The organism is Streptomyces tibetensis (assembly GCF_007655005.1).
GTDB lineage: Bacteria > Actinomycetota > Actinomycetes > Streptomycetales > Streptomycetaceae > Streptomyces > Streptomyces tibetensis.
This window is the reverse complement of sequence record NZ_SZVW01000032.1, coordinates 1-25,092: the sequence shown is the minus strand read 5'-3', so window position 1 is coordinate 25,092 and position 25,092 is coordinate 1. Positions and strand designations below refer to the sequence as shown.

Annotated in this window: 19 protein-coding genes and 1 pseudogene; 8 read left to right on the top strand and 12 right to left on the bottom strand. The window is 73.9% G+C overall.

Annotated elements, in window-relative coordinates:
- Positions 1-14 precede the first annotated feature (14 nt).
- Complete coding sequence (locus tag FDO69_RS38440; RefSeq protein WP_104788224.1) at positions 15-1,418, bottom strand: PepSY-associated TM helix domain-containing protein; 1,404 nt, start codon at positions 1,416-1,418, stop codon at positions 15-17.
- A gap of 153 nt (positions 1,419-1,571) precedes the next feature.
- Here FDO69_RS38440 and FDO69_RS38435 point away from each other — a divergent pair, with 153 nt between their 5' ends.
- Together FDO69_RS38435 and FDO69_RS43260 are read left to right on the top strand one after the other, a co-directional pair.
- Positions 1,572-2,216, top strand: coding sequence for a peptide deformylase (locus FDO69_RS38435; RefSeq protein WP_104788221.1), 645 nt, complete (start codon positions 1,572-1,574; stop codon positions 2,214-2,216).
- A gap of 493 nt (positions 2,217-2,709) precedes the next feature.
- Positions 2,710-2,916 (top strand): annotated as a pseudogene (locus FDO69_RS43260) (ABC transporter ATP-binding protein); the annotation flags it as partial.
- Positions 2,917-2,955: 39 nt separating this feature from the next.
- Here FDO69_RS43260 and FDO69_RS38420 read toward each other — a convergent pair.
- A complete protein-coding gene (locus FDO69_RS38420) occupies positions 2,956-4,386 on the bottom strand; it encodes a dihydrolipoyl dehydrogenase family protein (protein WP_104788219.1) in 1,431 nt (476 codons plus the stop codon).
- Between the two features lie 119 nt (positions 4,387-4,505).
- Between FDO69_RS38420 and trxA the strand changes: the two genes are divergently transcribed.
- Positions 4,506-4,886, top strand: coding sequence for a thioredoxin (gene trxA, locus FDO69_RS38415; protein WP_053673779.1), 381 nt, complete (start codon positions 4,506-4,508; stop codon positions 4,884-4,886).
- 64 nt (positions 4,887-4,950) lie between these two features.
- Here the strand turns inward: trxA and FDO69_RS38410 are convergent, their stop codons facing one another.
- The 3 genes from FDO69_RS38410 to FDO69_RS38400 form a co-directional block, all read right to left on the bottom strand.
- The gene (locus FDO69_RS38410; RefSeq protein WP_104788216.1) at positions 4,951-6,387 is read right to left on the bottom strand and encodes a benzaldehyde dehydrogenase; all 1,437 of its coding nucleotides are present in this window, start codon (positions 6,385-6,387) and stop codon (positions 4,951-4,953) included.
- Between the two features lie 388 nt (positions 6,388-6,775).
- On the bottom strand, positions 6,776-7,825 hold the full coding sequence (locus FDO69_RS38405) for a LacI family DNA-binding transcriptional regulator (protein WP_420878578.1): 1,050 nt from the start codon (positions 7,823-7,825) through the stop codon (positions 6,776-6,778).
- Between the two features lie 79 nt (positions 7,826-7,904).
- Entirely contained in the window at positions 7,905-8,576 is a 672-nt protein-coding gene (locus tag FDO69_RS38400; RefSeq protein ID WP_104788364.1) for a TetR/AcrR family transcriptional regulator, read from the bottom strand.
- Positions 8,577-8,700: 124 nt separating this feature from the next.
- Here FDO69_RS38400 and FDO69_RS38395 point away from each other — a divergent pair, with 124 nt between their 5' ends.
- On the top strand, positions 8,701-9,264 hold the full coding sequence (locus FDO69_RS38395; protein WP_104788213.1) for an NAD(P)H-dependent oxidoreductase: 564 nt from the start codon (positions 8,701-8,703) through the stop codon (positions 9,262-9,264).
- Between the two features lie 161 nt (positions 9,265-9,425).
- Here the strand turns inward: FDO69_RS38395 and FDO69_RS38390 are convergent, their stop codons facing one another.
- From FDO69_RS38390 to FDO69_RS38375, 4 genes are read right to left on the bottom strand one after another with little or no spacing between them, the layout of a single operon-like run.
- Positions 9,426-10,550, bottom strand: a complete 1,125-nt coding sequence (locus tag FDO69_RS38390) for an XdhC family protein (protein WP_104788362.1) — start codon at positions 10,548-10,550, stop codon at positions 9,426-9,428.
- The gene (locus tag FDO69_RS38385) at positions 10,543-12,774 is read right to left on the bottom strand and encodes a xanthine dehydrogenase family protein molybdopterin-binding subunit (RefSeq protein WP_104788211.1); all 2,232 of its coding nucleotides are present in this window, start codon (positions 12,772-12,774) and stop codon (positions 10,543-10,545) included. Before FDO69_RS38385 ends, FDO69_RS38390 begins: the two co-directional genes overlap by 8 nt.
- Complete coding sequence (locus FDO69_RS38380; protein ID WP_104788208.1) at positions 12,771-13,763, bottom strand: FAD binding domain-containing protein; 993 nt, start codon at positions 13,761-13,763, stop codon at positions 12,771-12,773. Before FDO69_RS38380 ends, FDO69_RS38385 begins: the two co-directional genes overlap by 4 nt.
- On the bottom strand, positions 13,760-14,305 hold the full coding sequence (locus FDO69_RS38375; protein ID WP_104788206.1) for a (2Fe-2S)-binding protein: 546 nt from the start codon (positions 14,303-14,305) through the stop codon (positions 13,760-13,762). The genes FDO69_RS38380 and FDO69_RS38375 overlap by 4 nt, the downstream gene beginning before the upstream one ends.
- 242 nt (positions 14,306-14,547) lie before the next feature.
- On the opposite strand from FDO69_RS38375, the gene FDO69_RS38370 reads away from it, so the two are divergent.
- Positions 14,548-15,126, top strand: coding sequence for a TetR/AcrR family transcriptional regulator (locus FDO69_RS38370; protein ID WP_104788203.1), 579 nt, complete (start codon positions 14,548-14,550; stop codon positions 15,124-15,126).
- A 110-nt stretch (positions 15,127-15,236) separates the two neighbouring features.
- On the opposite strand, the gene FDO69_RS38365 is transcribed toward FDO69_RS38370, so the two are convergent.
- The 3 genes from FDO69_RS38365 to FDO69_RS38355 all read right to left on the bottom strand — a co-directional run bounded on the left by FDO69_RS38365 (position 15,237) and on the right by FDO69_RS38355 (position 20,381).
- Positions 15,237-16,073, bottom strand: coding sequence for a hypothetical protein (locus FDO69_RS38365; RefSeq protein ID WP_234388282.1), 837 nt, complete (start codon positions 16,071-16,073; stop codon positions 15,237-15,239).
- Positions 16,070-17,728, bottom strand: a complete 1,659-nt coding sequence (locus FDO69_RS38360; RefSeq protein ID WP_104788200.1) for a serine/threonine-protein kinase — start codon at positions 17,726-17,728, stop codon at positions 16,070-16,072. Before FDO69_RS38360 ends, FDO69_RS38365 begins: the two co-directional genes overlap by 4 nt.
- A 160-nt stretch (positions 17,729-17,888) precedes the next feature.
- Positions 17,889-20,381 (bottom strand): SpoIIE family protein phosphatase, encoded by a 2,493-nt coding sequence (locus tag FDO69_RS38355; protein WP_104788198.1) that lies wholly within the window; start codon positions 20,379-20,381, stop codon positions 17,889-17,891.
- A 420-nt stretch (positions 20,382-20,801) separates the two neighbouring features.
- Here FDO69_RS38355 and FDO69_RS38350 point away from each other — a divergent pair, with 420 nt between their 5' ends.
- The 3 genes from FDO69_RS38350 (at position 20,802) to FDO69_RS38340 (ending at position 24,963) form a co-directional block, all read left to right on the top strand.
- Positions 20,802-21,776 carry an alpha/beta hydrolase gene (locus FDO69_RS38350; RefSeq protein WP_104788195.1) on the top strand — a complete coding sequence of 325 codons (975 nt, stop codon included), beginning with the start codon at positions 20,802-20,804 and terminating at the stop codon, positions 21,774-21,776.
- A 342-nt stretch (positions 21,777-22,118) separates the two neighbouring features.
- Positions 22,119-23,492 (top strand): helix-turn-helix domain-containing protein, encoded by a 1,374-nt coding sequence (locus tag FDO69_RS38345; protein ID WP_104788192.1) that lies wholly within the window; start codon positions 22,119-22,121, stop codon positions 23,490-23,492.
- Between the two features lie 280 nt (positions 23,493-23,772).
- Positions 23,773-24,963 (top strand): CaiB/BaiF CoA transferase family protein, encoded by a 1,191-nt coding sequence (locus FDO69_RS38340; protein WP_104788189.1) that lies wholly within the window; start codon positions 23,773-23,775, stop codon positions 24,961-24,963.
- Positions 24,964-25,092: the final 129 nt, after the last annotated feature.

Genomic DNA, 25,092 nt, shown 5'->3' with positions numbered 1-25,092 from the left:
CGTCGGCGGTCCCGCTACGAGACCGGCGTCCCGTAGGAGCGTCGTCCCCGCCGGTGGGCGATCTCCCCCAGCAGGATGTCGACGGCGAGGAAGGCCGCCAGCGGGATGCCGAACAGGGGCAGGAAGTAGCCGAGTACGGCGATGCCCGCCAGCAGCGGCACCAGGATCTGCGGCGGGACCTGCTGCCAGGCGCCGCGCGGGATCGGACGGCCGAAGGAGGTGCCCCGGCCGCGCTGCCACCACATGCGGTAGCCCCAGACGATCAACAGGATCAGGGAGGCCGCGAGCAGCATCAGGGCGATCTGGTTGGCCAGGCCGAACAGGACGCCGGTGTGCAGGTCGATGCCCCACCGGGTGAGCTTCGCGAGCACCGGATAGTCCGCGAAGCGCACCACGTCGGTGACCTCGCCGTCAGCCGGGTCGATCGCGACGGCATCCTGCTTGGAGGGCCAGCTGCGCTGCACCTGCTTGACCACGTACGCCGAGTTCGCGTCGGCGGGCGGCACGATCTCCACCGGGTCGCCCAGCCCCTCGGCCCGCGCGGCCGAAAGGATCTTGTCCAGGCCCACGCCGTGTGCGGCGTCGCCCGCCTGCCCGGCGGCGGAGCCGTGGCCGGCGTGTTCACCGCCGGCGGCCGCCGACACCGACGGGGTGGCCTGGCCGAGCGAGGTCCGCAGCTCGTCGATGGTGGCCCCGGCGTAGGCGGACCAGGTCAGGCCGGTCGCCGAGAGGAAGAAGAAACCGATCGCCGCCCATACGCCGACGGTGCCGTGCAGTCCGAGGGTACGGCGCCGGCCCTTCGTCCCCCGCACCTTGCGCAGCGCGCGGCGCCGGGAGAACCACAGCGCCAGCCCGCCCGCCGCGATCACCCACAGCCAGCTGGCCGCCAGTTCGCTGTACAGCCGCCCCTGCTCCCCCAGGTGCAGGTCCCGGTGGAACTCGTCGATCCAGGTGCGCAGCGGCAGCGCGCCGGTCGAGCCGTACTGTTCGAGAGCGCCGCGCACCTCGGCGGTGTACGGGTCGACGAACACGGCGAGCGCGTGGCCCTCGTCGACGCCCGGGACGCCGGACAGCATCACCCTGGTCGTCGCGCCGGCCTCGGGTGAGGGGCGTACGGCCGAGACGGTGCCCTCGGGGTGGGCCTTGCGGGCGGCGGCCACCTGCTCGCTGATCGGCAGCTTCTTCTCGCCCACGGGGACGCTCAGTTCGTGGTCGTACACGAGCTTCTCGGCTTGGAACGAGCCGGCGTACAGCAGGCCGGTGACGGCGGCGACGAGGAGGAACGGCGCCACCAGCAGTCCGGCGTAGAAGTGCAGACGGAGGATCAGCGGGCGCAGGGAGGCCCAGCTGGCCTTCGACGGTGCCGGGGCGGCTGGTTGCGGGGCCTCGTCCGTGGTGGTCGAGGGAGCGGTGGTCATCGGCGGGCTTCTCCGGGGACGTCTTCTGGGCCGTTGCGGTGTGAGCGGTGGCCGTTGCGGTGCAGTGGTCGCGGCGCCGGGGCGTTCAGTTCCCGGGAAGTACGTGTGATGTGCATCACGCAGGGGTGGGGGGTGCCGTGTCATCCTGACGCGATGGGAACACCGAGCGATCGCGCGCCCCTGGCCGAGCGGGTCGGCCAACTCCTCGACGGGGGACTCCCGTTGACCATCGTCGCGGCCGGCGACCCGGTGTTGCGGCAGGGCACCGAACCCTACGACGGTCAGCTGGGGCCCGCCCTGCTGGCCCGGTTCGTCGAGGCCCTGCGGGTCACCATGCGCGCGGCGCCCGGGGTCGGCCTGGCGGCGCCGCAGGTCGGCGTGGAGCTCAGGATCGCGGTGATCGAGGATCCGGCGCCGGTGCCGGAGGAGGTACGGCTCGTGCGCGGGCGGGTGCCGCAGCCGTTCCGTGTGCTGGTCAATCCCTCCTACGAGCCGGCCGGGGACGCGCGGGCCGCGTTCTTCGAGGGCTGCCTGAGCGTCCCGGGCTGGCAGGCGGTGGTGGCGCGGCCCGCCGAGGTGCGGCTGACCGGGCAGGACGAGCACGGACGGGCGCTGGACGAGGTGTTCACGGGCTGGCCGGCGCGGATCGTGCAGCACGAGACGGACCACCTCGACGGCGTCCTGTACCTGGACCGCGCCGAGCCGCGTTCACTGGCGTCCAACCTGGCGATGGCGGAGCGCTGGGGCCAGCCGACACCGCAGGAGGCGGCGCGGGCGCTCGGCTTCGAGCTGCCGTAACGCGCGCGGAGTCGCTCCGCCGGAAATGCGGAGGCGCCCGTGGCGGGATCTCCGTGACCGTGACCGCATGTCCACGCCCCGAATTTCCTAGCTCAGGACCCACTCCCACGCCACCCGTGTGTCCTCTTGCTTGTTCGGAGCGGTTTTCTCATGATCACCGTTCGTGATGTCGACGTGCGCGTGGGCGCGCGTCTGCTGCTGTCCGGCGTCTCCTTCCACGTCTCCCCCGGCGACCGCATCGGCCTGGTCGGCCTCCCCCAAGCTCTCGGCTTCGCTCGAGCAGGGAGGTGCCACCATCGGCGCCGGGAAGACGACCCTTTTGCACACCCTGGCGGGCGAACTGCGGCCTGCCGCCGGCTCGGTCTGCCGCACGGCCGGAGTCGGGCATCTCCCCCAGGACTCCCGTGCCGCCGACCAGTCGGTCACCGTCACCGACCGGATCCTGTCCGCGCGCGGCCTGGACCCGGCCGTGCGGGCGTTGCGCAGCGCCGAGGACGAGCCCACCAACAACCTCGACCCGGCCTCCCGCGCCGAGGTCCTGGCCGCGGTGGGCACCTACCCGGGGGCGATCGTCATGGTCACGCACGACGAGGGCGCCGTCGACGCGCTGCGGCCGGACCGGGTGCTGCTGCTCCCGGAGGCGGAGGAGGATTTGTGGGACGACGACTACCGGGAACTGGTGGTGCCCGCGCACGCGTGATCCCGGTCGGCGCCGCTCGGGCGCCGACCGGTCCGCGGGTCAGGCGTCGCGGTACGCCTCCAGCAACCGCAGCCACACCTCACTGATCGTCGGGTAGGACGGGACGGCGTGCCACAGGCGGCTGATCGGGACCTGGCCCGCCACCGCGACGGTCGCGGAGTGGATGAGTTCGCCGACGCCTGGTCCGACGAAGGTGACGCCGCGAAGGATCTCTCCCTCGAGGTCGACGACCATGCGGGCGCGGCCTTGATAGCCGTCGGCGTACAGGCCGGCCCCGGCGACGGTGGACAGGTCCACGTCGACGGCTTTCACCCGGTGCCCCGCCTGTTCCGCCTCGGCCAGGGACAGGCCCACGGCCGCGGCTTCCGGGTCGGTGAAGACGACCTGCGGGACGGCGGCGTGGTCGGCGGTCGCGGCGTGGGCGCCCCAGGGCTCGGCCACGAGGGTCTCCCCGTTGGCTCGCGCGGCGATGGCGGCGCCCGCGATGCGGGCCTGGTACTTGCCCTGGTGGGTGAGGAGCGCGCGGTGGTTGACGTCGCCGACCGCGTACAGCCAGTCGTGGCCGTCCACGCGGAGGCTGTCGTCGACCGGCAGCCAGGAGCCGGGGTCGAGGCCGATCGTCTCCAGCCCGATGTCGTCGGTGCGCGGGGCGCGGCCGGTGGCGAAGAGGATCTCGTCGGCCTCGATGCGGTCGCCCGTGCCGGTGACGGCCACGACCGTCCCGTTCTCCCGGGTCACCGACTCCACCGAGGTGCCCGTACGGACGTCCGCGCCGGCCTCCGTGAGCGCCTCGGCGATCAGTTCCCCGGCGAACGGCTCCATGCGGGGCAGCAGGCCCCTGCCGCGGACCAGCAGGGTGACCTGCGAGCCGAGGGCCTGCCAGACCGTGGCCATCTCGGTGGCGACCACTCCGCCGCCGATCACGATCAGCCGGCCGGGCACGGTCTTGGAGCTGGTGGCCTCCCGGCTGGTCCACGGCTTGACGGCGTCGAGGCCGGGCAGGCCCGGCAGGGCGGCTCGGCTGCCGGTGCAGACGGCGACGGCCTGCCGGGCGGTCAGGACGTGCTCGCCGCCGTCCGGGCCGGTGACCGTCACCGTGCGGGGGCCGGTGAGGCGCCCGTGGCCCCGGTACAGGGCGGCGCCGATGGAGTCGAGCCAGCCGACCTGACCGTCGTCCTTCCAGTTCGAGGTGTAGTAGTCCCGGTGGGCGAGGACCGCGGAGGCGTCGAGGGGGCCCTGGACGGACTGGCGCAGCCCCGGGACGCGGCGGGCGTCCGCGCGGGCGATGACCGGCCTCAGCAGGGCCTTGCTGGGCACGCACGCCCAGTAGGAGCACTCGCCGCCGACCAGTTCGCTCTCCACGACCGCGGTGGTCAGTCCGGCGGCGCGGGTGCGGTCGGCGACGTTCTCCCCCACGGGCCCGGCACCGAGGACCACGACGTCGTACGTGTTGGTTTCCGTTTCCGTCATGGGGTCAGTCTGGTGGGTGGTGTGCGCCCTGGCCACATGGGTAGGGGCGCGGAATACGTGTCCGGTCGGCCGTGTTGTGCCGACGGCTTGACCCCACACCAGGAAGAGGGATTTACGCCATGAGCAGCACCGTGGAGCTCACCAAGGAGAACTTCGACCAGACGGTCACGGACAACGAGTTCGTCCTGATCGACTTCTGGGCCGACTGGTGCGGGCCGTGCAAGCAGTTCGCCCCGGTGTACGAGAAGGCGGCCGGGGAGAACCCGGACCTGGTGTTCGGCAAGGTGGACACCGAGGCGCAGCCCGAGCTGGCCGCGGCCTTCGGTATCCAGTCCATTCCCACGCTGATGATCGTCCGTGATCAGGTCGCCGTGTTCGCGCAGCCCGGCGCCCTGCCCGAGGCCGCCCTGACGGACGTCATCGGGCAGGCCCGCAACCTCGACATGGACGAGGTCCGCAAGGCGGTCGCCGAGCAGCAGGCTCAGCAGCCGGCCGAGTGACCCGGCGCGGGGCCCGGACGACCGGGCCCCCGCACCGGCCCCTCGCGCACGGGACGCGCAGGCTCTAGAAGGGGTACGGGGCGACGTCCCCGCGTACCGTCGTCCAGCGCAGTTCGGTGAAGGCCTCCAGGTTGGCCTCGCCGCCGAAGCGGGCGCCGGTGCCGGATGCGGCGACCCCGCCGAAGGGCGCCACGGCCTCGTCGTTCACGGTCTGGTCGTTGATGTGGACGATGCCGGTCGGGATGCGCTCGGCGAGGTCGAGGCCGCGGGCCGGGTCCCTGGTGACGATGCCCAGGGAGAGGCCGTACGGGCTCTGCGCGGCCAGGGCCGCCGCCTCGTCGGGCGTGCTGAAGGAGCGGACGGGCGCGACCGGGCCGAAGACCTCCTCCGTATAGGCGGGGGTGCGGTCGTCGACATGGGCGAGGACCGTCGGCCGGTAGAAGAGCCTGTCGTAGGTGCCGCCGGCGGCGAGCTTGGCACCCGCGGCCGTGCTGGCCTCGACCAGACCGCTGATCTTGCCGAGCTGGCCGGAGTCGATGATGGGGCCCAGGTGGACCTGGTCCCGGTGCGGGTCGCCGACCGCGAGTGAGTCCGCCTTGGCGGCCAGCCGCTCGACGTACTCGTCGTAGAGGGACGCGTGCACCAGATGGCGTCCGGTGGTCATGCAGATCTGGCCCTGGTGGAAGAACGAGCCCCAGGCGGCCGTGGAGATCACCGCGTCGAGGTCGGCGTCCTCCAGCACGATCATGGCCGAGTTTCCGCCCAGTTCCAGGTGGGCCCGCTTGAGGTGACGGCCGGCGGCCTCGCCCACGGCCCGTCCGGCGGCGGTGGAGCCGGTGAAGGAGATGACCGGCACGCGCGGGTCGGCGACCAGGGCCTGTCCGGCGTCCGGGCCGCCCGGCAGCACGTGCAGCAGGTCCTCCGGCAGACCCGCGGCGGCGAAGACCGCGGCGAGGGCCAGACCTCCGCAGACGGCCGTGCGCGGGTCCGGCTTCAGCAGGACCGCGTTGCCCAGCGCCAGGGCCGGTGCGACGGAACGGATGGAAAGGATCAGGGGGGCGTTGAACGGCGAGATCACGCCGACCACACCGGCCGGGACACGGCGCGTGTACGACAGGCGCGGCGCCTCGCTGGGCAGGACCTGGCCGGCCGGGCGGGAGGCGAGCGCGGCGGCCTCGTAGCACTCCTGGGCGGCGACGTGCAGTTCGAAGTCGGCCTTGCCGGGGACGGAGCCCGATTCGCGGACGAGCCATTCGCGCAGTTCGGCGGCGTGCTCGGTGAACAGGTCGCCGGCCTTGCGCAGCACGGCGGCGCGGGCGAAGTGCGGGGTGCGTGCCCAGGCGCTCTGGGCGGTGGCGGCCCGCCCGGCGGCGGTTTCGACGTCCTCCGGGCCGGCGAGGGCGAGAGTGCCGAGGGCTTGGCCGGTGGCGGGCTCGGTGACGGTGTATCCGGGCCCCGCGAGGCTGCGGGGCTGCCAGGATTTCGTGTCGAGCAACGGCATGACGGCTCTCCGATCGATCGGTCACCGGCTGACGGGCGAGCGGAACTCCCGTGCGTGCGCGGCCGGTTCGGCGGTCACAGGGCGGAACGCGCCGAGCGGGCGCGGCGGTGCGTGCCGCGGCCCGCGTAGGAACGCGTCCCCGTTTTGTTGAGCATGCAACATCCTAGCCCTGCCACGCCCGCAGACCGGACCGCCTGCCGGATTGCCGTGTGCCGTGTGCCGTGTGCCGATCTGCGCACGGTGGCGGCGCTCACCCTCTTCCGGATGGCGCCCGGCACCGTGTGGCGATTGCGGATCTGCGCACGGGCTCCGGCGCTCGCCCTTCCGGATGGCGCCCGGCGTCTGCCGTCCGGCACCTGACGTCCGGCGGAACGTCGTGCCCGCCGGGTCAGCTCGATTCGCGGTGCAGCACCGTCGCCCCCAGCACCTTGTGCGTCTCGGGCTCGGTGGCGGGATGACGAACCGCCCGGTCGACCAGTTCGGCGAGTTCACGCCCGGACGGCAGCCGCAGGTGGACCGTGCTGAGCCGGGGGCGCAGCAGCCGCCCGAGCATCAGGTCGTCGGCCCCGATCACGGCCGTCTCCTCGGGGATGCGGATGCCCTCGTCCAGCAGGGCCCGCATCAGCAGCATCGCGTACTCGTCGTTGTAGGTGAACACGGCGTCCAGGCCGAGCCTGCGCCAGCGGGCGGCGAGGAGCGCCGCTTCCTGCTCGTCGTAGGCGAGGGGCAGTTCGGTGACCGTGGCGTCCGTCCCGCGCAGCGACTGGCGCACGCCGTCTAGGCGGGGTGCGGAGAACGCCTCGAGACCGGGCTCCTGCGGGACGACGACGCCGATCCGGCGCCTGCCGCGGTCGTAGAGGTGGGCGCCCGCACTGTGGCCGACGACGTCGTGGTCCATGAGCAGCGCGTGCGCGCCCTCGATGGTCTCGGGACCGAGTGTGACCACGGCCCGCGCCCCCGAGCGCTTGAGCACCGCCACCCCGCGCGGGCCCAGCCCGGAGCCGGGCACGAGCACGGCCACGGGCCGCAACTCGGCCCAGGCGCGGGCGGCTTCGTCTCCGTGCGGGCCACCGATGCCGTGCTGCACGACGATGTAATCCAGGGCGGCGAGTGATCCCTGGAGGTCGGTGAGGAACCGGTTGTAGAGCGGGCCGACGGGGAAGGTCGGCGCGGGGATCAGGACCATGCGGCTGTGCCCGGCGCGCAGACTGCGGGCCGCGGCGTGGGGCACGTACCCGAGCTCCTTCGCGGCCTCGCGCACGCGGCGGCGGGTGGGTTCGCTGATCCGTACGGCACTGGTGTTGTTGAGGACGTAGGAGACGGTCGCGCGCGAGACGCCGGCCAGGCGGGCCACATCGGCGCTCGTGGGCACGGAGCGCGACGGTGCGGGGGACGGGGGCGCGGGCGTTTTCGGTATCTGCACCATGACGTACGGCATCTTGGCAGAAGCCCCAATGCGCCCGTCCGGCGGGGGAGTTGTGAGAAACCCGTGAGCGCTCACGGGCTACGGTGGGCGCCTATCGGCAGGTGGCGCCCGCGCCTGTCACCCGGTCGACCAGGTCGACCCACGCGGCCTCCAGCCGGGCCAGGGGGATCCCGCACTGCCTGCTCAAGTGGTGGATCAGGGCCGGATCCAGCTGACCCATCAGCGCATGGGAGAGAAGATCGCAGTCCGCGTCGGGGACGGCCTGGCGCAGCAGCATCTCGATGTGGTGCCGCAACACGCGGCGGGCGGGGGCGACGAAGCGGCGGTTCGCGCCGGGCTCGGCCGCCAGCTGCAGATCCAGGTCGTCGGTCGAGCGGCGCAGCATCGCGCAGCCGAACGCCCGCAGCCGCTCCACGGGCGGCGCTCCGGGCCCGAGCGGCGGCGGGCCACCGAGGAAGGCGGCCTGAAACTTCTTCTCGGAGTGGTCGAGCAGCGCCGTCAGCAGGCCGGTACGGTCGCCGAACCTGCGGAAGACGGTGCCCTTGCCGACACAGGCCTCGGCGGCCACGGCCTCCATCGTGACGGCCTCCGCGCCGCGCTCCGCCACAAGCCGCCCGGCGGCCTCCAGCAACCGTGCACGGTTGCGCGCGGCGTCGGCTCGCAGGCAGGGCTCGTCGCCCTCCAGGGTGGTGCCCAGCTGAAGCAGCTCGGGATGGTCGACGGGCTCCTGGGGCGTCGGAGAGGAGGGCGGGGCGGTGGACATGAAGCCAGCGTAAAGCATCGGGAACAAAACTGGACCGCGGTCCGGTTAGGATGCTAGAACGTTAAACGGACCTCGGTCCGGATCTCATCAGTGCCTCAGAGCAGCCTCAGATGTGGGAGTCAGCATGTCCGTTCGTATCCTCGCCCTCGTCGGCAGCCTCCGTGCCGGTTCGCACAACCGCCAGCTCGCCGAGGCGTCCGTCAAGCTCGCCCCCGAAGGTGCCGAGGTGAACCTCTTCGAGGGGCTGGCCGAGATTCCCTTCTACAACGAGGACATCGACGTGGAGGGTAGCGTCCCGGCCGCCGCCGCGCGGCTGCGTGAGGCCGCGAACGCCGCCGACGGCCTGATCCTGTTCACCCCCGAGTACAACGGCACCATCCCGGCCGTGCTGAAGAACGCCATCGACTGGCTGTCCCGCCCGTACGGTGCCGGTGCCCTCAACGGCAAGCCGGTGGCCGTGGTCGGCACGGCGTTCGGCCAGTACGGCGGTGTCTGGGCGCACGACGAGACCCGCAAGTCCGTGGGCGTGGCCGGCGGCAAGGTCCTGGAGGACGTCAAGCTGTCCATCCCCGGCTCGATGACCCGCTTCGCCGAGACCCACCCGGCCGACGACGCCGAGGTCGCCGAGCAGCTGACCGAGGTCATCGCCCGTCTGCACGGTCACGCCTCGGAGCCCGCCGCGGCCTGACGCCTCACCTCGCGCCCATGGAGGGGCCGCGGCCGGAAACGGCCCCGGCCCCTCCGGCACATCCGCGGCAGCCCCTTTTAAGGAAGGCCGGGCTGCGGCTTGCGCGCTGACCCGCCGCGTCTTCGGCTCGCGCTCAGGGCGACTGCCGCCGCGGCCAGCGCTCAGACCGGCTGGGGCTCGCGCTCGGGGCGGTGGATCGGCCTGCCCGAGCCGGTGAGCGGTGTCCCCGTGCCGCCGTGCCGTGCCGCGATGATCTCCGCCGCGATGGACACGGCGGTCTCCTCGGGTGTACGGGCCCCCAGGTCCAGGCCGATCGGAGACCTGAGCCGGGCCAGCTCGCGCTCGCTCACGCCCACGTCCCGCAGCCGCCGTTCGCGGTCCTCGTGGGTGCGGCGGGAGCCCATGGCGCCGACGTAGGCGACAGGCAGCCGCAGCGCCTCCGTGAGCAGGGGGATGTCGAACTTCGCGTCGTGGGTCAGCACGCACAGCACCGTGCGCCCGTCGGTCCTCGTGCGCCGCAGGTAGCGGTCGGGCCAGTCGACGACGATCTCGTCGGCCTCGGGGAATCGGGCCCGGGTCGCGAAGACGGGGCGGGCGTCGCACACGGTGACGTGGTAGCCGAGGAACTTCCCCGCCCGGGCGAGGGCCGCCGCGAAGTCGATCGCGCCGAAGACGATCATGCGGGGCGCAGGGGCGGCCGACTCGACGAGCAGCGTGAGACCGCCGGGGCAGTGTGACCCGTCCTCGGAGAGTTCCACCGTGCCGGTGCGCCCCGTGGCGAGCAGGCCGCGGGCCCGCTCGAGCGCGGCGCGGTCCAGCTCCGGGGTGCCGCCGAGACCGCCCTCGTACGAGCCGTCGGGATGGACCAGCAGCGCCCGGCCGAGGAGGCCGGACGGGCCGCGGGCGACCCGGGCCAGGGCCACGGGTTCCTCCCGGACGACGGCTGCCAGGGCGGCCGTCTCGGCCGGACGACCGCCCCGGAACGGGGTGATCATGACGTCGATCGTCCCGCCGCAGGTCAGTCCCACCGCGAACGCGTCCTCGTCGCTGTAGCCGAACCGCTCCACCACGGTCTCGCCGTCCTGGAGGGCCTGAAGGCACAGGTCGTACACCGCTCCTTCCACGCAGCCCCCGGAGACCGAGCCGACGGCCGTGCCGTCGGCGCACACGGCGAGGGCGGCGCCGGGAGGGCGCGGGGCGCTGCCGCCGACGGCGACCACCGTGGCGACGGCGAAGTCCCGGCCCTCCTCGATCCACGCGTGCAGGGGCCCTGCGAGATCAAGCATCGCCGCCCGCCAGCACACGGTCGGGCCGGATCGGAAGGTTCCGGTGGCGTACGCCGGTCGCGTGCCACACGGCGTTGGCGACCGCCGCGGCCGCGCCCACGATGCCGACCTCGCCGATGCCCTTGATGCCCACCGGGTCGTCGGGGTCGGGGTCGTCGACCCAGTCGGCCTCGATGTGCGGAACGTCGGCGTGCGCGGCGACGTGGTAGCCGGCGAGGTCGGCGCCGTAGAGGCCGCCGCTCGCGCGGTCCCGGACGGCTTCCTCGTGCAGGGCCATGGAGATGCCCCAGGTCATGCCGCCGACGAACTGGTTGCGGGCGGTGAGCGGGTTCACGATCCGGCCGGCCGCGAAGATGCCCAGCATGCGGCGGACGCGGATCTCCCCGGTGGCGGGATCGACGGCGACCTCGGCGAACTGGGACCCGAAGGCGTGCCGCTCCTTCCGGGCGAGGGCACCGAGGGCCTCGGCCGTGTCCGACCGGACGGTGACGCCCTCCGGCGGGATGTCCGCGCCCGGCGGGAGGCTGCGGCGCAGTTCCTGGGCGGCCGCCGTGACGGCCCAGCCCCAGGAGCGGGTGCCGGCCGACCCGCCGGCGATCGACGCGGCGCCGAGGTCGCTGTCCCCGATCCGCACCCGGACGCGGTCCGCGGGCACCTCCAGGACGTCGGCGGCGACCAGGGTGAGCGCGGTTCGGGCGCCGGTGCCGATGTCGGCGGCGTTGATCCGCACCGTGAAGGTGCCGTCCGCCTCCGCGGTCAGGGCCGCCGTGGACGGCATGGCCAGCGTCGGGAAGGAGGCGGCGGCGGTACCCGTGCCGAGCAGCCAGCGGCCCTCCCGGCGCACGCCGGGCCGCGGATCCCGCCCGTCCCACCCGAATCTGCGGGCGCCTTCCCGGAAGCAGGCGATCAGGTTGCGGCTGCCGAACGGCAGCCCGGACACCGGGCCGACCGCGGGCTCGTTGCGGACCCGCAGCTCGATCGGGTCGATGCCGCATCGCTCGGCGAGCTCGTCGAGCGCCGACTCCAGCGCGAACGACCCCGGCGCCTCGCCCGGGGCGCGCATCCAGGTCGGGGTGGGGACGTCGAGCTTCACGAGCCGGCTGGCGGTGTGGTGGGCATCGGCGGCGTACATCGACCGGCTCGCCGCGGCGCTCGGCTCGACGAAGTCATGCACGGTCGAGGTGTGGTTCAGGGACCGGTGCTCCAGGGCGCGCAACCGCCCGTCCGCGTCGGCGCCGAGCCTGACGCGCTGGGCGGTGGGGCTGCGGTGGCCGGCGAGGGAGAACATCTGCCGGCGGGTCAGGACGACCCGTACGGGGCGCTGCAGCACGGTCGCGGCCATCACGGCGGCCACCTGGTGCGCCCGGGTGCCCTTGCTGCCGAAGCCGCCGCCGACGTGCTCGGAGCGGACCCGTACGGAGGCCGGGTCGAGGGAGAAGAGGTTCGCGAGCTCGCCGGCGACCCATCCCGTGCCCTGGTTGGAGTCGACGACCTCCAGTCGGCCGCCCTCCCACCGGGCCGCCGCCGCGTGCGGCTCCATCGGGTTGTGGTGCTCCTCGGGAGTGGTGTACTCCGCGTCCACGACGACGGCGGAGGCGGCCAGCTCGGCCTCCAGGTCGCCTTTTTCCACCACGGCCGGCATGTGCCCGTCCAGCGCATAGGCCTCGGCTTCGCGCACGGCGGAGAACGCCACGTCGTGCGGCTCCCGGTCGTAGCGCACCACGAGGGCCTCGGCGGCCTCCCGGGCCTGCTCGGAGGTCTCGGCGACGACCAGGGCCACCGGCCAGCCCATGTGGGGCACCCGGTCGTGCTGGAAGAGGCCGGTGCTCGGGTCCGGCGCGACGCCCATCATGCCGGTGAAGGCGGTGTCGACGCGCGGGGCGTTGCCGTGGTGGAGCACGGTGAGGACGCCGGGCATCGCGAGCACGGCGTCGGTGTCCAGGGCGCGGAGGCGGCCGCGGGCCACGCTCGACAGCACCAGCCAGCCGTGGGCGAGGTCCGCGAAGGGGATCTCGCCGGCGTAGCGGGCCGCGCCGGTGACCTTGTCGCGGCCTTCGACACGGATGTGCGCGGCGCCGACGTCGCCCCGGGTGGCGGTGCCGGTGTTGCCCTGGGTGGCGGTGCCGGTGTTGCCCTGGGTGGCGGTGCCGGCGTCGCCCCGGGTGGCGGTGCCGGTGTTGCCCTGGGTGGCGGTGCCGGCGTTGCCCCGGGTGGTGGTGGTCATCGGGCGGTCTCCTCGGCGAGTTCGCTCAGCACGGCCACGACGAGGTTGCGCATCAGGGTCACCTTGTATCCGTTGTGGGGCAGGGGCCGGGCGGCCGCCAGTTCGGCGTCCGCGGCGGCGGCGAAGTGCTCCGCGTCGGCCGGGCCGCCGGTCAGGGCGCTTTCGGCCGTGCGGGCGCGCCAGGGGCGGGAGGCGACCGCGCCGAACGCCAGGCGCACGTCGTGGACATGGCCGTCACGGACGTCGAGCGCGGCGGCGACGGAGCCGATGGCGAAGGCGTACGAGGCCCGCTCGCGCACCTTGCGGTAGCGGGAGTTGGCCGCTGTGTCGTTGGCGGGGAGGGTGACGCCGGTGATGAGAGCGCCCGGCGGCAGCGCGGTCTCCAGATGCGGGGTCTCCCCCACCGGAAGGTAGAAGTCGGCGAGCGGCAACTCGCCCGCACCGGCGGCCGTTTCGTACGACACGCTCGCATCGAGGGCGGCCAGTGCCACACCCATGTCGGAGGGGTGGGTGGCCACGCAGTGGCCGGAGGCGCCCAGGACGGCGTGGTTGTGGTGCTCTCCGGTGATGGCGGGGCAGCCGCTGCCGGGATCGCGCTTGTTACAGGGGGAGGTGACGTCGGCGAAATAGCCGCAGCGGGTGCGCTGGAGCAGGTTGCCGCCGACGGTGGCCATGTTGCGCAGCTGTCCGGAGGCCCCGGCCAGCACCGCCTGCGCCAGGGCCGGGTAGCGGCGCCGGACCTCGGGGTGGGCGGCCAGGTCGCTGTTGGTGACGGTCGCCCCGATGCGCAGCCCGCCGTCCTCGGCCGGCTCGACGCGGTTCAGGGGCAGTTCGCGTACGTCCACGAGCCGGGCGGGCCGTTCGACGCCGGTCTTCATCAGGTCGACGAGGTTGGTGCCGCCGCCCAGGAACCGGGCTTCCCCGTCGCCGTCGAGCAGCGCCACGGCGCCGGAGACGTCGTACGCCCGCTGGTAGCCGAACTCCCTCATGCCGCCGCTCCCTTGGTCTCCTCGGCGGCCCGGGCCACGGCCTGGACGATCGACACGTAGGCGCCGCAACGGCACAGGTTGCCGCTCATGCGTTCGCGGATCTCCTCCGGGGTCAGCGGCGGTGGTCCCGCCTCGGGGCGGACGTCGCCGGTGACCGCGCTCGGCCAGCCGGCCGCGTGCTCCTCGATCACGGCGATGGCCGAGCAGATCTGACCCGGCGTGCAGTAGCCGCACTGGAAGCCGTCCAGGTCGAGGAAGGCCTGCTGCACGGGGTGCAGTCGCTCGCCCTCGGCCACGCCTTCGATGGTGGTGACCTCGCGCCCCTCCGCGGCCACGGCGAGCTGGAGGCAGGCCAGGCTGCGGCGGCCGTCGAGCAGGATCGTGCAGGCACCGCACTGGCCCTGGTCGCAGCCCTTCTTGGTGCCCGTCATCTCGAGTCGTTCACGCAGGGCGTCGAGCAGGGTGGTGCGGTGGTCGACGGTCAGCGTGTACTTCTCGCCGTTGACGGACAGGGTGAGGTCGCTGGACGTCGATGGGGGCATGGAAGCCTTCTCTCTCACATCGCGGGGTAAGGGGGCGGGGGCGCTGCGGGTGGTGGTGCCGGTCCGCGACCGGGCGCGATGCGGGGCGTGCCCAGGGGCGCGGTGTCCGGCACGGGCTGTCCGCACGGATGGCCCGCCGATACGATGGAACAAGCGGACAGTTGTCCGCTACTCGGGAAACGTAACGGACACCTGTCCGCTTAGCAAGGTCCGGTTTCGGCCGCGGCCCGCGAGGAGTACGAGTGCGGCAGAAGAAGGACGCCCCCCTGCGCTCGGACGCGCTCCGCAACCGCGAGCGCATTCTGGAAGTGGCGCTGGAGGAACTGACCCGTTCGGCGGACGTCCCGCTGAGCGCGATCGCCAAGAAGGCGGGCGTCGGGCAGGGCACCTTCTACCGCCACTTCCCCACCCGCGAGGCACTCGTCCTGGAGGTCTACCGGCACGAGATGCGGCAGGTCGCCGACACCGCGGCGCCGCTGCTGGAGAGCCGGGAGCCCGACCGGGCGCTGCGCGAGTGGATGGACCGGCTGGCGCGGTTCGCCCTGGCCAAAGCGGGCCTGGCCGACGCGATCCGCCAGGCCACCAGCGCACCGGGACAGCCGGCGAAGCCCGGGCACGCCCCCGTCACCGAGGCGGCCGAACTGCTGCTCCGGGCCGCGGAGGAGGCCGGCACCATCCGCCCGGGTATCACCGCGGACGACCTCTTCCTCGTCATCGGCGGGCTCTGGACGCTGCCCCCCGGCACCGACTGGCAGCCCCGCGCCACCCGCCTGCTGGATTTCGTCATGGACGGGCTGCGCGTGGGGGCACCCGGGAGGTGAGGCGCGAGGCCTTCGGTGGGCCGCCTTCGAGATGCGCACCCGCCGGGCCCGGGACGGACGGACCCCGGACGTGAGGAGCTCGGACCGCCCGCGCTGGGGTGCGTCCCCGGTCAGGAGCAGTCGTACGTGAAGCCGGTGGTGCCCGTGCGCGGGGTCCCGGAGAGGATGCGCAGTTCGGCCCGGGCCGTCCGGTGCCCCGTGCCCTGGAAGGTCCAGCGCAGGTGAAGGCGTGCCTGCCGCTGTCCCTGGGCCAGCACTTCCTTCAGCACGCCCGAGGCGGTGCCGTCGCTCCGGATCCAGCGGTAGGACAGCGTGCCAGGACGGCCGTTGGTGGTGACCAGGGCGACGAGGTCCGCGGTGCCGTCGCAGCCCAGGGACGTCGGCCGCGCCGTGACCGTCACCGCACTCACCGACAGGGGCGGCCCGAGGCGCTGCCAGGCGAGGAACGCGAGGACGCAGAGCACGACCAGCGCGGGCAGGGCGTGCCTGCGCAGCCGTCGCTCCCGGGGTGCGGGAGGCGGCGGCACGACGGGGAGGGTCCGGTGGGTGCGATGGTGAACGGCGGCGGTCACTCCGGGGCCGAAGCGCAGCACGGTTCCTTCGACCCGGTCGGGGGGCGTCGGCAGGGCAGACGCCTTCTGCGTCGCCGCCTGCTCCGCGAGGGTCTCGTCGGCACCGGGCCGCTGGATCCAGTGGCTGGCGAGGACGGTGGCGCTGTACTCCGCGTCGACTTCGGGCGTCCGGGTCCGGCCGGCGGGACGTCCCGGCGCCTCGGGCCGTTCGCCGGCGCGGCCGAGCACCGCGGTCGGCTCGCCGGCGGGGCCGAGCACCTCCGTCCGCTCGCCGGCGGAACCCAGCACCTCCGTCCGCTCGCCGGCGGAACCCAGCACCTCCGTCCGCTCGCCGGCGGTCTGCGCGGCGGTGCGGTCGTCGTCGTGTGCGGTCATCGCAGATCGCACCGCCTGGTCAGGAGTTGCTGCGAGGCGCCGCCGTCGGCGGCGGCCGGGGTGGTGGTGGCCTGCACCGTCCAGTAACAGCCGAGGTTCTGGAAGGTGTGGTCGACGCCGAGCGTGTACTGGGTGGCGCCGCTGCGCTCGAAGGTCTGGGACGCGCCGTCCGCCGTGCCCGGCTGTCCCGCGGTGTCGCCCGTGAACCAGGAGACGGTGATGGAGACCGGGCCGGTGCCGTCCGTGGTGATGCCGAGGGTCGCCGTCGCGGTCGTGGGGCTGGTCTGCCGGAAGGCCGTCACGGTGACGTCCTTGACGGCGGGACCGGAGGGCGGCGCCGGGGCCGTGGTCGTCGGCGTCGTCGCGGTGGGGGGTGCGGTGGTCGTCGCGGCGGGAGCGGTCGTCTGCCCGCCGCCGGGCGGGGCGGCCGAGGCCGTGGGCGCGCCGGTGCCGGTGGTCGCCGGGTCCGGGGCCGTCACGGTCGGGGACGGCGACCGGGCGGTCGAGGCCGTGGGAGCGGCGGACGGGGAGGACGCTGCCGGGGCGGCGGACGCCGCCGCGCCCGCACCGGGCCCGGCGCCGGTGGTGGCCAGGGACTGCGCCGCTCGCTGCGCCGCGGTCCCGGGGTCGTACGGCAGCCCGGACGTCAGGAGGGCGCCGAGCAGTACGGCGGCGGCGGACACGAGCAGTCCGGGGCGGCCGGGCAGCCACGGGTGGGCCCGGCCGGGGCGCGGCGTCCGGCTCAGCACCGTGCGAGCGGTGTCCGTGGTGCTCCGGGGTGCCGTGCGGGCCGAGGGAAGGAGCAGCGGCAGCAGGGCCACCAGCGCGGCGAGCCTTTTCCGGCCGCGTTCCTCCCAGTCGGTGCCGTAGACGGCGCCGGCGACCGCCTCCAGTTCGGTGACGAACGCCTCGGCCTGTGCGGGGCGTTCCACCGGGTCCTTGGCCAGACCGCGCCGCACCAGCTCCCGTACCACGTCGGGGACCTCCTCGGCGGGGACGGGCGCGTCGAGGTGCCGCAGCGCGAGCTCCGCGAGGTTGTCGCCGTCGTACGGCTTGTGCCCCGTCAGGCACTCGAAGAAGGTGGCCGTGGCCGCGTAGACGTCGGAGGCGGGCGAGGCGGGTGCGCCGGTCCACTGCTCGGGGGCCATGTAGGAGGGGGTTCCCGCCACACCGGCGCTGGTGCCCGCGTCCACGGCGATGCCGAAGTCGACGAGCTTGGAGGACCCGTCCGGCCCGACCAGGACGTTCTCCGGCTTGTAGTCACGGTGGACGACACCGAGGTGGTGCGCGTCGGCCAGGCCGAGCAGTGATCCCTTGAGGACGACGAGCGCGGCCTCCGGAGCGAGAGGGCCCTCCCGTCTGAGCAGCTTGCGCAGCGGGACGCCGTCGACCAGCTCCATCACGATGGCGGCCCCGTCCGGACTCTCCACGTACTCGTACAGCCCGGCGACATGAGGGCTCTCCAGGCCGCCGAGCAGCCGTGCCTCGGCCCGGAAGTCGCGCACGAACCCGGGCCGGGTGCGCAGCGACTCGCTGAGGTACTTCACTGCGACCGGCACCCCGGTCTCCTCGTGCACGGCGAGGACGACCCGGCCGCCCGCCCCTGCGCCGAGTTCGAGTGACTCGGTGTATCCGGGCACCGCCCATGTGTTCATTTCCAGCCCCCCAAGGCGGCCGCTCCCCAGCGGCCGGCCACGCTCGGAGACACATTTTTCGGCCACTTCGGTTGCGTGGCCAGAAGTATGCGCGAGGCGTGCCCGGACCGTGACAGAGGCGCGGTCGCGCCGCCGAAGGCCGCGATCCGGTGACGCCGGCTCAGGCTCGGGGCACCTTCGCTGCCGGGCCGGGCACACCGAGCAGGAGCAGCGTCACGTCGTCGTCGGAGGTGTCGGTGTCCGCGATGAGGGCCCTGATCAAGCGGCCCGCAGCCTGATCGAGGGTGTCCGGGTCGTCCACGGGAGCGCCCTTCAGCGCGGTGTCGACCGTGCGGATGAGGACGTCGACCTGCGCCTCGATGTCCGTGCCGGGCCTTTCGACCAGCCCGTCGGTGTAGAGCACCAGGGCGCTGCCCGGCGGCAGCGGCCTGGTCGCCTCCTCGAACGGCACCCCGTATCGCGCGTCGTTGACGCCCAGCGGCACGCCGACGGGTGAGGTCAGCCGGCAGGCCGGCCCGTCGGGCGGCAGGGCGATGACGGGCAGGTGTCCCGCCGAGCACAGGGTGACCTCGTGCCTGCCCTGGTCCAGGACCAGGTACACGCAGGTGACCAGCTGGTCCCCAAGGTCGCCGACGAAGGCGTCGAGGGCCCTCATCAGCCCGCTGGGCGTGGCGCCCGTGCGGGCCAGGGCGTGGGAGGCGGCGCGCAGTTGCCCCATGACGGCCGCGGCCTCCAGCCCCCGGCCCATCACATCGCCGATGAGGACGCCCGTGCGGCGCTCGTCGAGGGGGATGACGTCGAACCAGTCGCCACCGACTCCTGGGTCCTGGACGGACGCCAGATACCGGTAGGCGCACGGCAGGTGGGCCAGACGGGGCGGCTCCCCCATGAGGCTGTGCTGCAGGGTGTAGGCGATACGCCGCTGCTGCTCGTAACGCTCCGCGCGTTCGGCCTCCAGCCGTCTGCGCTCGGTGATGTCCCGGACGGTCAGGACCACCAGGGTCTCCTCCTCGGACCGCAGGCTGCTGACGCTCACCTCGACGGGGAACTCGGAGCCGTCGCCGCGCAGCCCGAACAGGTCCGTGTCCAGGACCGTCGGCTTCGGAGCACGCAGACGGAAGTACGCATCCAGGAGGGCGCCGTGCCGCCGGCGCCGGGAGGCGGGCACCAGGCCGATCACGTCGGTGCCGACGAGGTCACCCGGCGCGCGTCCGAACAACCGCTGAACCTGCGGGTTGGCCATGAGGACGGTGCCGTCGCCGTCCGTGATCAGGGTGGCGTCGGGAGCGGACTCCAGCAGCGCGAGGAACCGCCGGTGCGACCGTTGGACCTCGCGCTGCGCCGCGACCCGCTCGGTGATGTCGGTGACGACACCGCACAGGGCATAGGGCGTGCCGGAGGCGTCCCTGAGGGGGAACAGGGTGGACAGGACCTCCCGCGGACCGCCCGGCAGGGCAAGTTGTTCCTCTCGCTGCACGGGCCTGCCCTCCGCCAGCATCGCGAGGTCGGCGGCTCGCGCCTGGCGCGCGAGGTCGGACGGCATGACGTCGTCGTCGCGGCGGCCGAGGACCTGGTCCCGGGACAGGTTCAAGCTCTGCTCGAACGTCGTGTTGACGGCCAGGAAGCGGCCGTCCAGGTCCTTGATGAACACCACGGCGGGCGTGTGGTCCATGAAGGCCTGCAGCAGTGCGTTCTGGCGGACCTGCCACTCGAGTCGGCCGTGCGCCACCTCGACACGACGGCCCACGGTCAGAGTCGCGAAGATCACCGCCGTGAACCCGGCCACGTGGCCGCAGACGAGCAGCGCGGTGCCCAGCCGCGAGCCGAACACCCCCTCGTCCTCACCCGCGAGGGTGGCCAGGCCCAGCAGCGGCGGCACGATCAGGACGGTGACGAACAGCCGGCGTCCCAGCGCGCCCGTCGTCCCCGCGTTCAGCAGCAGCCCCGCGCAGCCCTCTCCCGGACGGGCCAGGAAGAGCGCCGTCCCCAGCAGCACCAGCGCCACCGCGGTGTGCAGGGCCATGCCCGAGTAGGGGCCGAACTGCTCCAGTGCGGGCACCGCGCAGGCGGCCCCGTACAGCCTCAGCATGCCGAGAGCGCCGACGGCCAGTCCCAGGACCTGACTCACCCATGCGGGAACCCGGGGCGCACCGGCACACAGGGAACCCGCCCCTGCGGCTATCAGCGCGGCGGTCGTGTTCGGCGCCATCCGGCCCGGCGGCCCCGTTCCCTGGTGGGCGGTGTCGTCCGCGAAGAGGAACTCGTCGATCCCCAGGTCCGCCCCGGTCGCGTACTCCGCCAGGGTGAGCGCGCCGAGCAGGGCGCACAGGACCGCCGCCACGCGGGAGACAGCGAGCGTCCCCGGGCGGGCGCCACCTCGTACGACCGCGTACAGGGAGAGGCCGAGCGCCATGAGAGCCACGGCGGTGTTGGCCTTCATGGCCACCGCGATGCCGGGCAGCACTTCCTTCAGGGCATCGGCCCCCGAGATCCATCCGATGAGGCCCACCAGGCCCAGCAGGCCTGCCGCCAGGGCCGCGGCCCTGGCGACCCGGTGCGCGGTGGGGAGAGCGCGTGGGTGGAACGGCAGCCCGTCGACCTGCTCCGCGCTGTCCGCGCCAGGCAGCCCGGACGTCTGCTGGTCCCTCGTCACCGCATTCTCATCCCTGCCGGATGACCACCAAGCCGCATCAATCAGCTTGAGTAATACGAAAGGGTATAGCTGCGACGGGCGACGGGCCGGGTGAGGTGGCTGGGCCGTAGGAGACCGGCCCCTGAGTCCTGTGAGGTGGTGGCCGGGCTGGGCAAGGCCGCCGAGTCTTGTGATGCGCCGGAGCCCGTGGCGGCGCCACTCGTTCGCGCCGTGCGGGTTCGGCAGGCCGCTACCCTGACCGCCGAGGCCGGCGGCAGGTACCCGCAGTCGCTGCCGCGCTCGCCCCCGATCCCGTCGCCCGCCCCCGTGGCACCACCCGCCGTACGGCGGGCAGTTTCCGCCGCTCGGCGGCGTCCCGGACGGGGCCCGCGGCCCGACCATGGCTGCACGAGCCGCCGCGACCTCGCGTGAGGAGACGCCATGACGCACGTTCCGCCCCCGTTCGACCCCGAACTCGCCGCCGCCCTGGAGCTGATCAAGGACGTGATCAGCCCGGGGCTGACGCTCGACGAGATCGCCGAGGTGCGTCAGGGTCCGGGCATCCAGCTGCTGGCCGAGCTGGACCTGACGGTGGGCGGGGCGTTCGAGGTGGAGGACCGGCAGGTCCCCGGGCCGCAGGGCGAGCCGGACATCTCCCTGCTGATCTGCCGCCCGGCGGCGCCGGAGACCGCGGGGCCGCGCCCCGTGATCTACCACGTGCACGGCGGGGGCATGGTCCTCGGGAACAACCGGGTCGGCGTCGACGTACCCCTGGCGTGGGCGCAGGTGCTGGACGCGGTCGTGGTGTCCGTGGAGTACCGGCTGGCTCCGGAGCATCCGCACCCCGCGCCGGTCGAGGACGTCTACGCCGGCCTGCTGTGGACGGCGGACCACGCCGCCGAACTCGGCGCGGACCCCGAGCGGATCGTCATCGCGGGGGCGAGCGCCGGCGGCGGGCTGTGCGCGGCCCTGGCTCTGCTCACCCGGGACCGCAAGGGGCCGCAGCCGATCGGGCAGGTGCTGATGTGCCCGATGCTCGACGACCGCAACGACACGCCCTCGACGCATCAGATGGCGGGCCTCGGGGTGTGGGACCGCACCGCCAACGAGACCGGCTGGAGCGCGCTGCTCGGCTCGCGCCGCGGCGGCCCCGATGTGCCGGCGTACGCGGCGCCGGCCCGGGCCGAGGACCTGACGGGGCTGCCTCCCGCCTTCCTCGACGTGGGCTCGGCGGAGACGTTCCGCGACGAGGTCGTCGACTACGCCTCGCGCATCTGGCAGGCCGGCGGGGTGGCCGAGCTGCACGTGTGGCCGGGCGGCTTCCACGGCTTCGACGGCTTCGCCCCTCAGGCGGCGGTGTCACAGGCGGCACGCGGAGCCCAGACCGCCTGGCTGCGGAGACTGCTGGGGGTGTAAGAGGGGGGCCGGGGGCGGCGAGTCCGGCGAAGCCTACGCACTCCGGCCGACCGCAAAAGCCGCCGCGCGCGGAGGTTGCCGGGAGTGTGAAGGGCCGAGCGCGGCGAGCCAGGGGAAGCCCTCGCACTCCGGCCGACCGCAAAAGCCGCCGCACGCGGAGGTTGCCGGGAGTGTGACGGGCCGAGCGCGGCGAGCCAGGCGAAGCCCTCGCACTCCGGCCAACCGCACAAGCCGCCGCACGCGGAGGTTGCCGGGAGTGTAACGGGCGGAGCGCAGCGAGCCAGGCGAAGCCCTCGCACTCCGCCCGTCCGCAAAAGCCGCCGCATACCGCACCATGGGCCTATGAAAGAGCTGGCCGGGCGGCTGACCGCCCTCGACCCGGATGCCGGTGCGGCGGTCCGGGTCATCGCCTACTTCGACCGCCTGGCCGAGTCCAGAGCGGGGGTGGAGGCGCTCGTGCGCGGCGCCGCGGTCCTGGCCGGCTGCCCGGCGCGGCTGGTGGATCCGGAACGGCGTGTGCACGTGAGGGTGGAGGCCGACGGCACCCGGCGTGACGGGGAGACCCCACCGGACCCGGCCTGGCCCTGCGCACGACTGAGCCCCGACAGCGCGGCTGTGCTGTGGCTGGAGCGGGGAGCGGGCGATGCCGGGCCCCGGGGGACGGCGGCGAAGGGGCTCGAAGCGGGAAACGCCCGGCCCGTCCCCGAGAACGCCGACGCGCGGCACGTGGCGGTCGCCCCCAGCGTCGTCGACGCCGTGATCCTGGAACGGGCCGCCGGTGCCGTACGACTCGTCCTCGACCGCACGCGCGGCCGGGCACCGGCCGACGATCCGGCATTGGTCGAGACCCTCCTCGACGCCACGGCCCCCGAACAGGCCCGTCTGCTCGCCGCCCGCCGCCTCGGTCTGGACCTCGCCGCCCACGCCCGGGCGCTCGCCCCGCTGAACGGCCGGCCCCGGGTGATACCCGCCGGTGCGGTGGCCGTTCCGCAGGCAGCAGGTCATCCGTCCGCGGAAGGCACCGACCGGCCCGGGACCGGCCTCACGGGCCCGGCGGCCGTGCGGACCACACCCGGTCCGGGCGACGGCGTAGAGGAGCTCCCTCTCCCAGCGCGCCCCGCCACACCGGCGCAGACCGCTCCGCGACCCGCCACACCGGTGCCGACCGCTCCCCGTCCCGGGACCGGCTCGACCGCGTCCCCCGCCGGTGTCCATCCCACTCCCGCCCATCTCCGCCCCACGTCCGCCACCCTCCACCCCGCTCCCCCGGACCCCCGCCTCCCCGCCGGGCGCCTCGGTGTGGGACCCGCCGTGCCCGTGCTGGAGCTGCCCAGGTCCTGGGCCGGGGCCCGTACCGCCCTGCGGTTCACCGCCGAGGACACCCCGCAGGACCCCGGTCCCTCGGTCGTCCACGCCGACGAGCTGGGCGGCATCGCCCTCCTCGCCGATCTCGTCGCGCCGGGTTCCGAGCCGCCGGAAGACGTCCGTGCCCTGGAGAGCGCCGCCGCGACCGCCCCCTGGCTGCCGGCCACCCTGCATGCGGTCGCGTCCACGTCGAGCCTGCGGGCGGCCGCCGCCGAGATCAACGTCCACCACTCCACGCTCCAGGAACGCCTGGCCCACGCCGAACACCTCCTCGGCTGGCCGGTACGCACACCGCAGGGACGGCTCCGCCTGCAACTCGCCCTCACCATGCGCCGCCTGGCCCGGCCATGAGCGTCACAGACCTCGCCGTATCCGCCGCACCCGTGCCGTGAACCCCGCAGACACCCGGTGTCCGCCGCCCCCGACCGTGAACCTCGCAGACCTCGCCGTATCCACCGCACCCTGGCCATGACCCGCCCCGCACGAAGGAAAACCCGCACGTCAGCGACGCCGCCGCGCTCCGAAACCGTCCGTCGGCGTGATCCGGATCGCGTCGGCGGCCCGCCCTCCCGCTCTCCACCTGCGGCAGACTGTCCGAGCGCCCTCCGTACACGATTCGGGAGCTTGAGGCATGAGCGTGCAGCGGTACCCCCTGGCCGGGGTCACGGTGGTCAGTCTGGAGCAGGCCGTGGCCGCGCCCTACGCCACCCGGCAGCTCGCCGACCTCGGGGCCCGGGTGATCAAGGTGGAGCGGCCGGGCGGCGGCGACTTCGCCCGCCGGTACGACACGACCGTGCACGGGCACTCCAGCTACTTCGTCTGGCTCAACCGCTCCAAGGAGTCCCTCACCCTCGACCTGAAGGACCCCCGCGGCCACGAGATCCTGCACGACCTCCTCGACGGCGCCGACGTCTTCGTGCAGAACCTCGCCCCGGGCGCCGCCGCCCGGCTCGGTCTGGACGCCGCCACCGTCACCAGCCGCCGGCCGGGCCTGATCCCGTGCACGATCTCCGGCTACGGCACGACCGGTCCCTGGTCCGACCGCAAGGCCTACGACCTGCTCGTGCAGTGCCAGACCGGGCTGGTGTCGCTGACCGGAACCCCCGAGGGCACCGCCCGGACCGGCATCTCCGTCGCCGACATCGCCGCCGGGATGTACGCCTACAGCGGCGTCCTCACGGCCCTGTACACCCGCGCCATGACCGGCGAGGCCCACCCCGTGGAGGTGTCGCTGTTCGAGGCCCTCGCGGAGTGGATGGGCCAGCCCGCCTACTACACCCGGCACGGCGGCACCCAGCCCCCTCGCCTGGGCACCCAGCACGCCACCATCGCGCCCTACGGGACGTACACCGCCGCCGACGGCAAGGACGTGCTGTTCTCCATCCAGAACGAGCGGGAATGGGTGGCGCTGTGCGCCGAGTTCCTCGGCCGTCCCGAGCTGGCCGACGATCCGCGGTTCGCCACCGGCTCCGACCGTGTCGCCCACCGCGAGGAGCTCAACGTCGTCGTCGCCGAGCGTTGTGCCCGCTCCGGGTCCGACGAGGTCCTCAAGGACCTGGAGCGCATCGGCATCGCCTGCGCCGGGGTCAACGACGTGGCCGCCTTCCTGGACCACCCCGTGCTGGCCGCCCGGGGCCGCTGGAGCGAGGTCGAGGTGCCGGGCGCCACCGTGGAGGCGCTGCTCCCGCCCGCCGACCTCGCCGGTCTGGAAGCGCGCATGGACCCCGTGCCGGCGGTGGGCGAGCACACCGAGGCGATCCTCGCCGAACTGGGCCGCGCCGAAGAGGAGGTGGCGGCCCTGCGTGCGGACGGGGTCGTCTGACGGCACCCCCTCCCCCGTCGTCTAGGGTGTGTATCGAAAGTGGATCATGGGTGGGATGATCTTGGCTTGTGGCACGTGGAGATCTGACCGACGCACAGTGGGCAGTGCTGAAACCGCTGTTGCCCACGG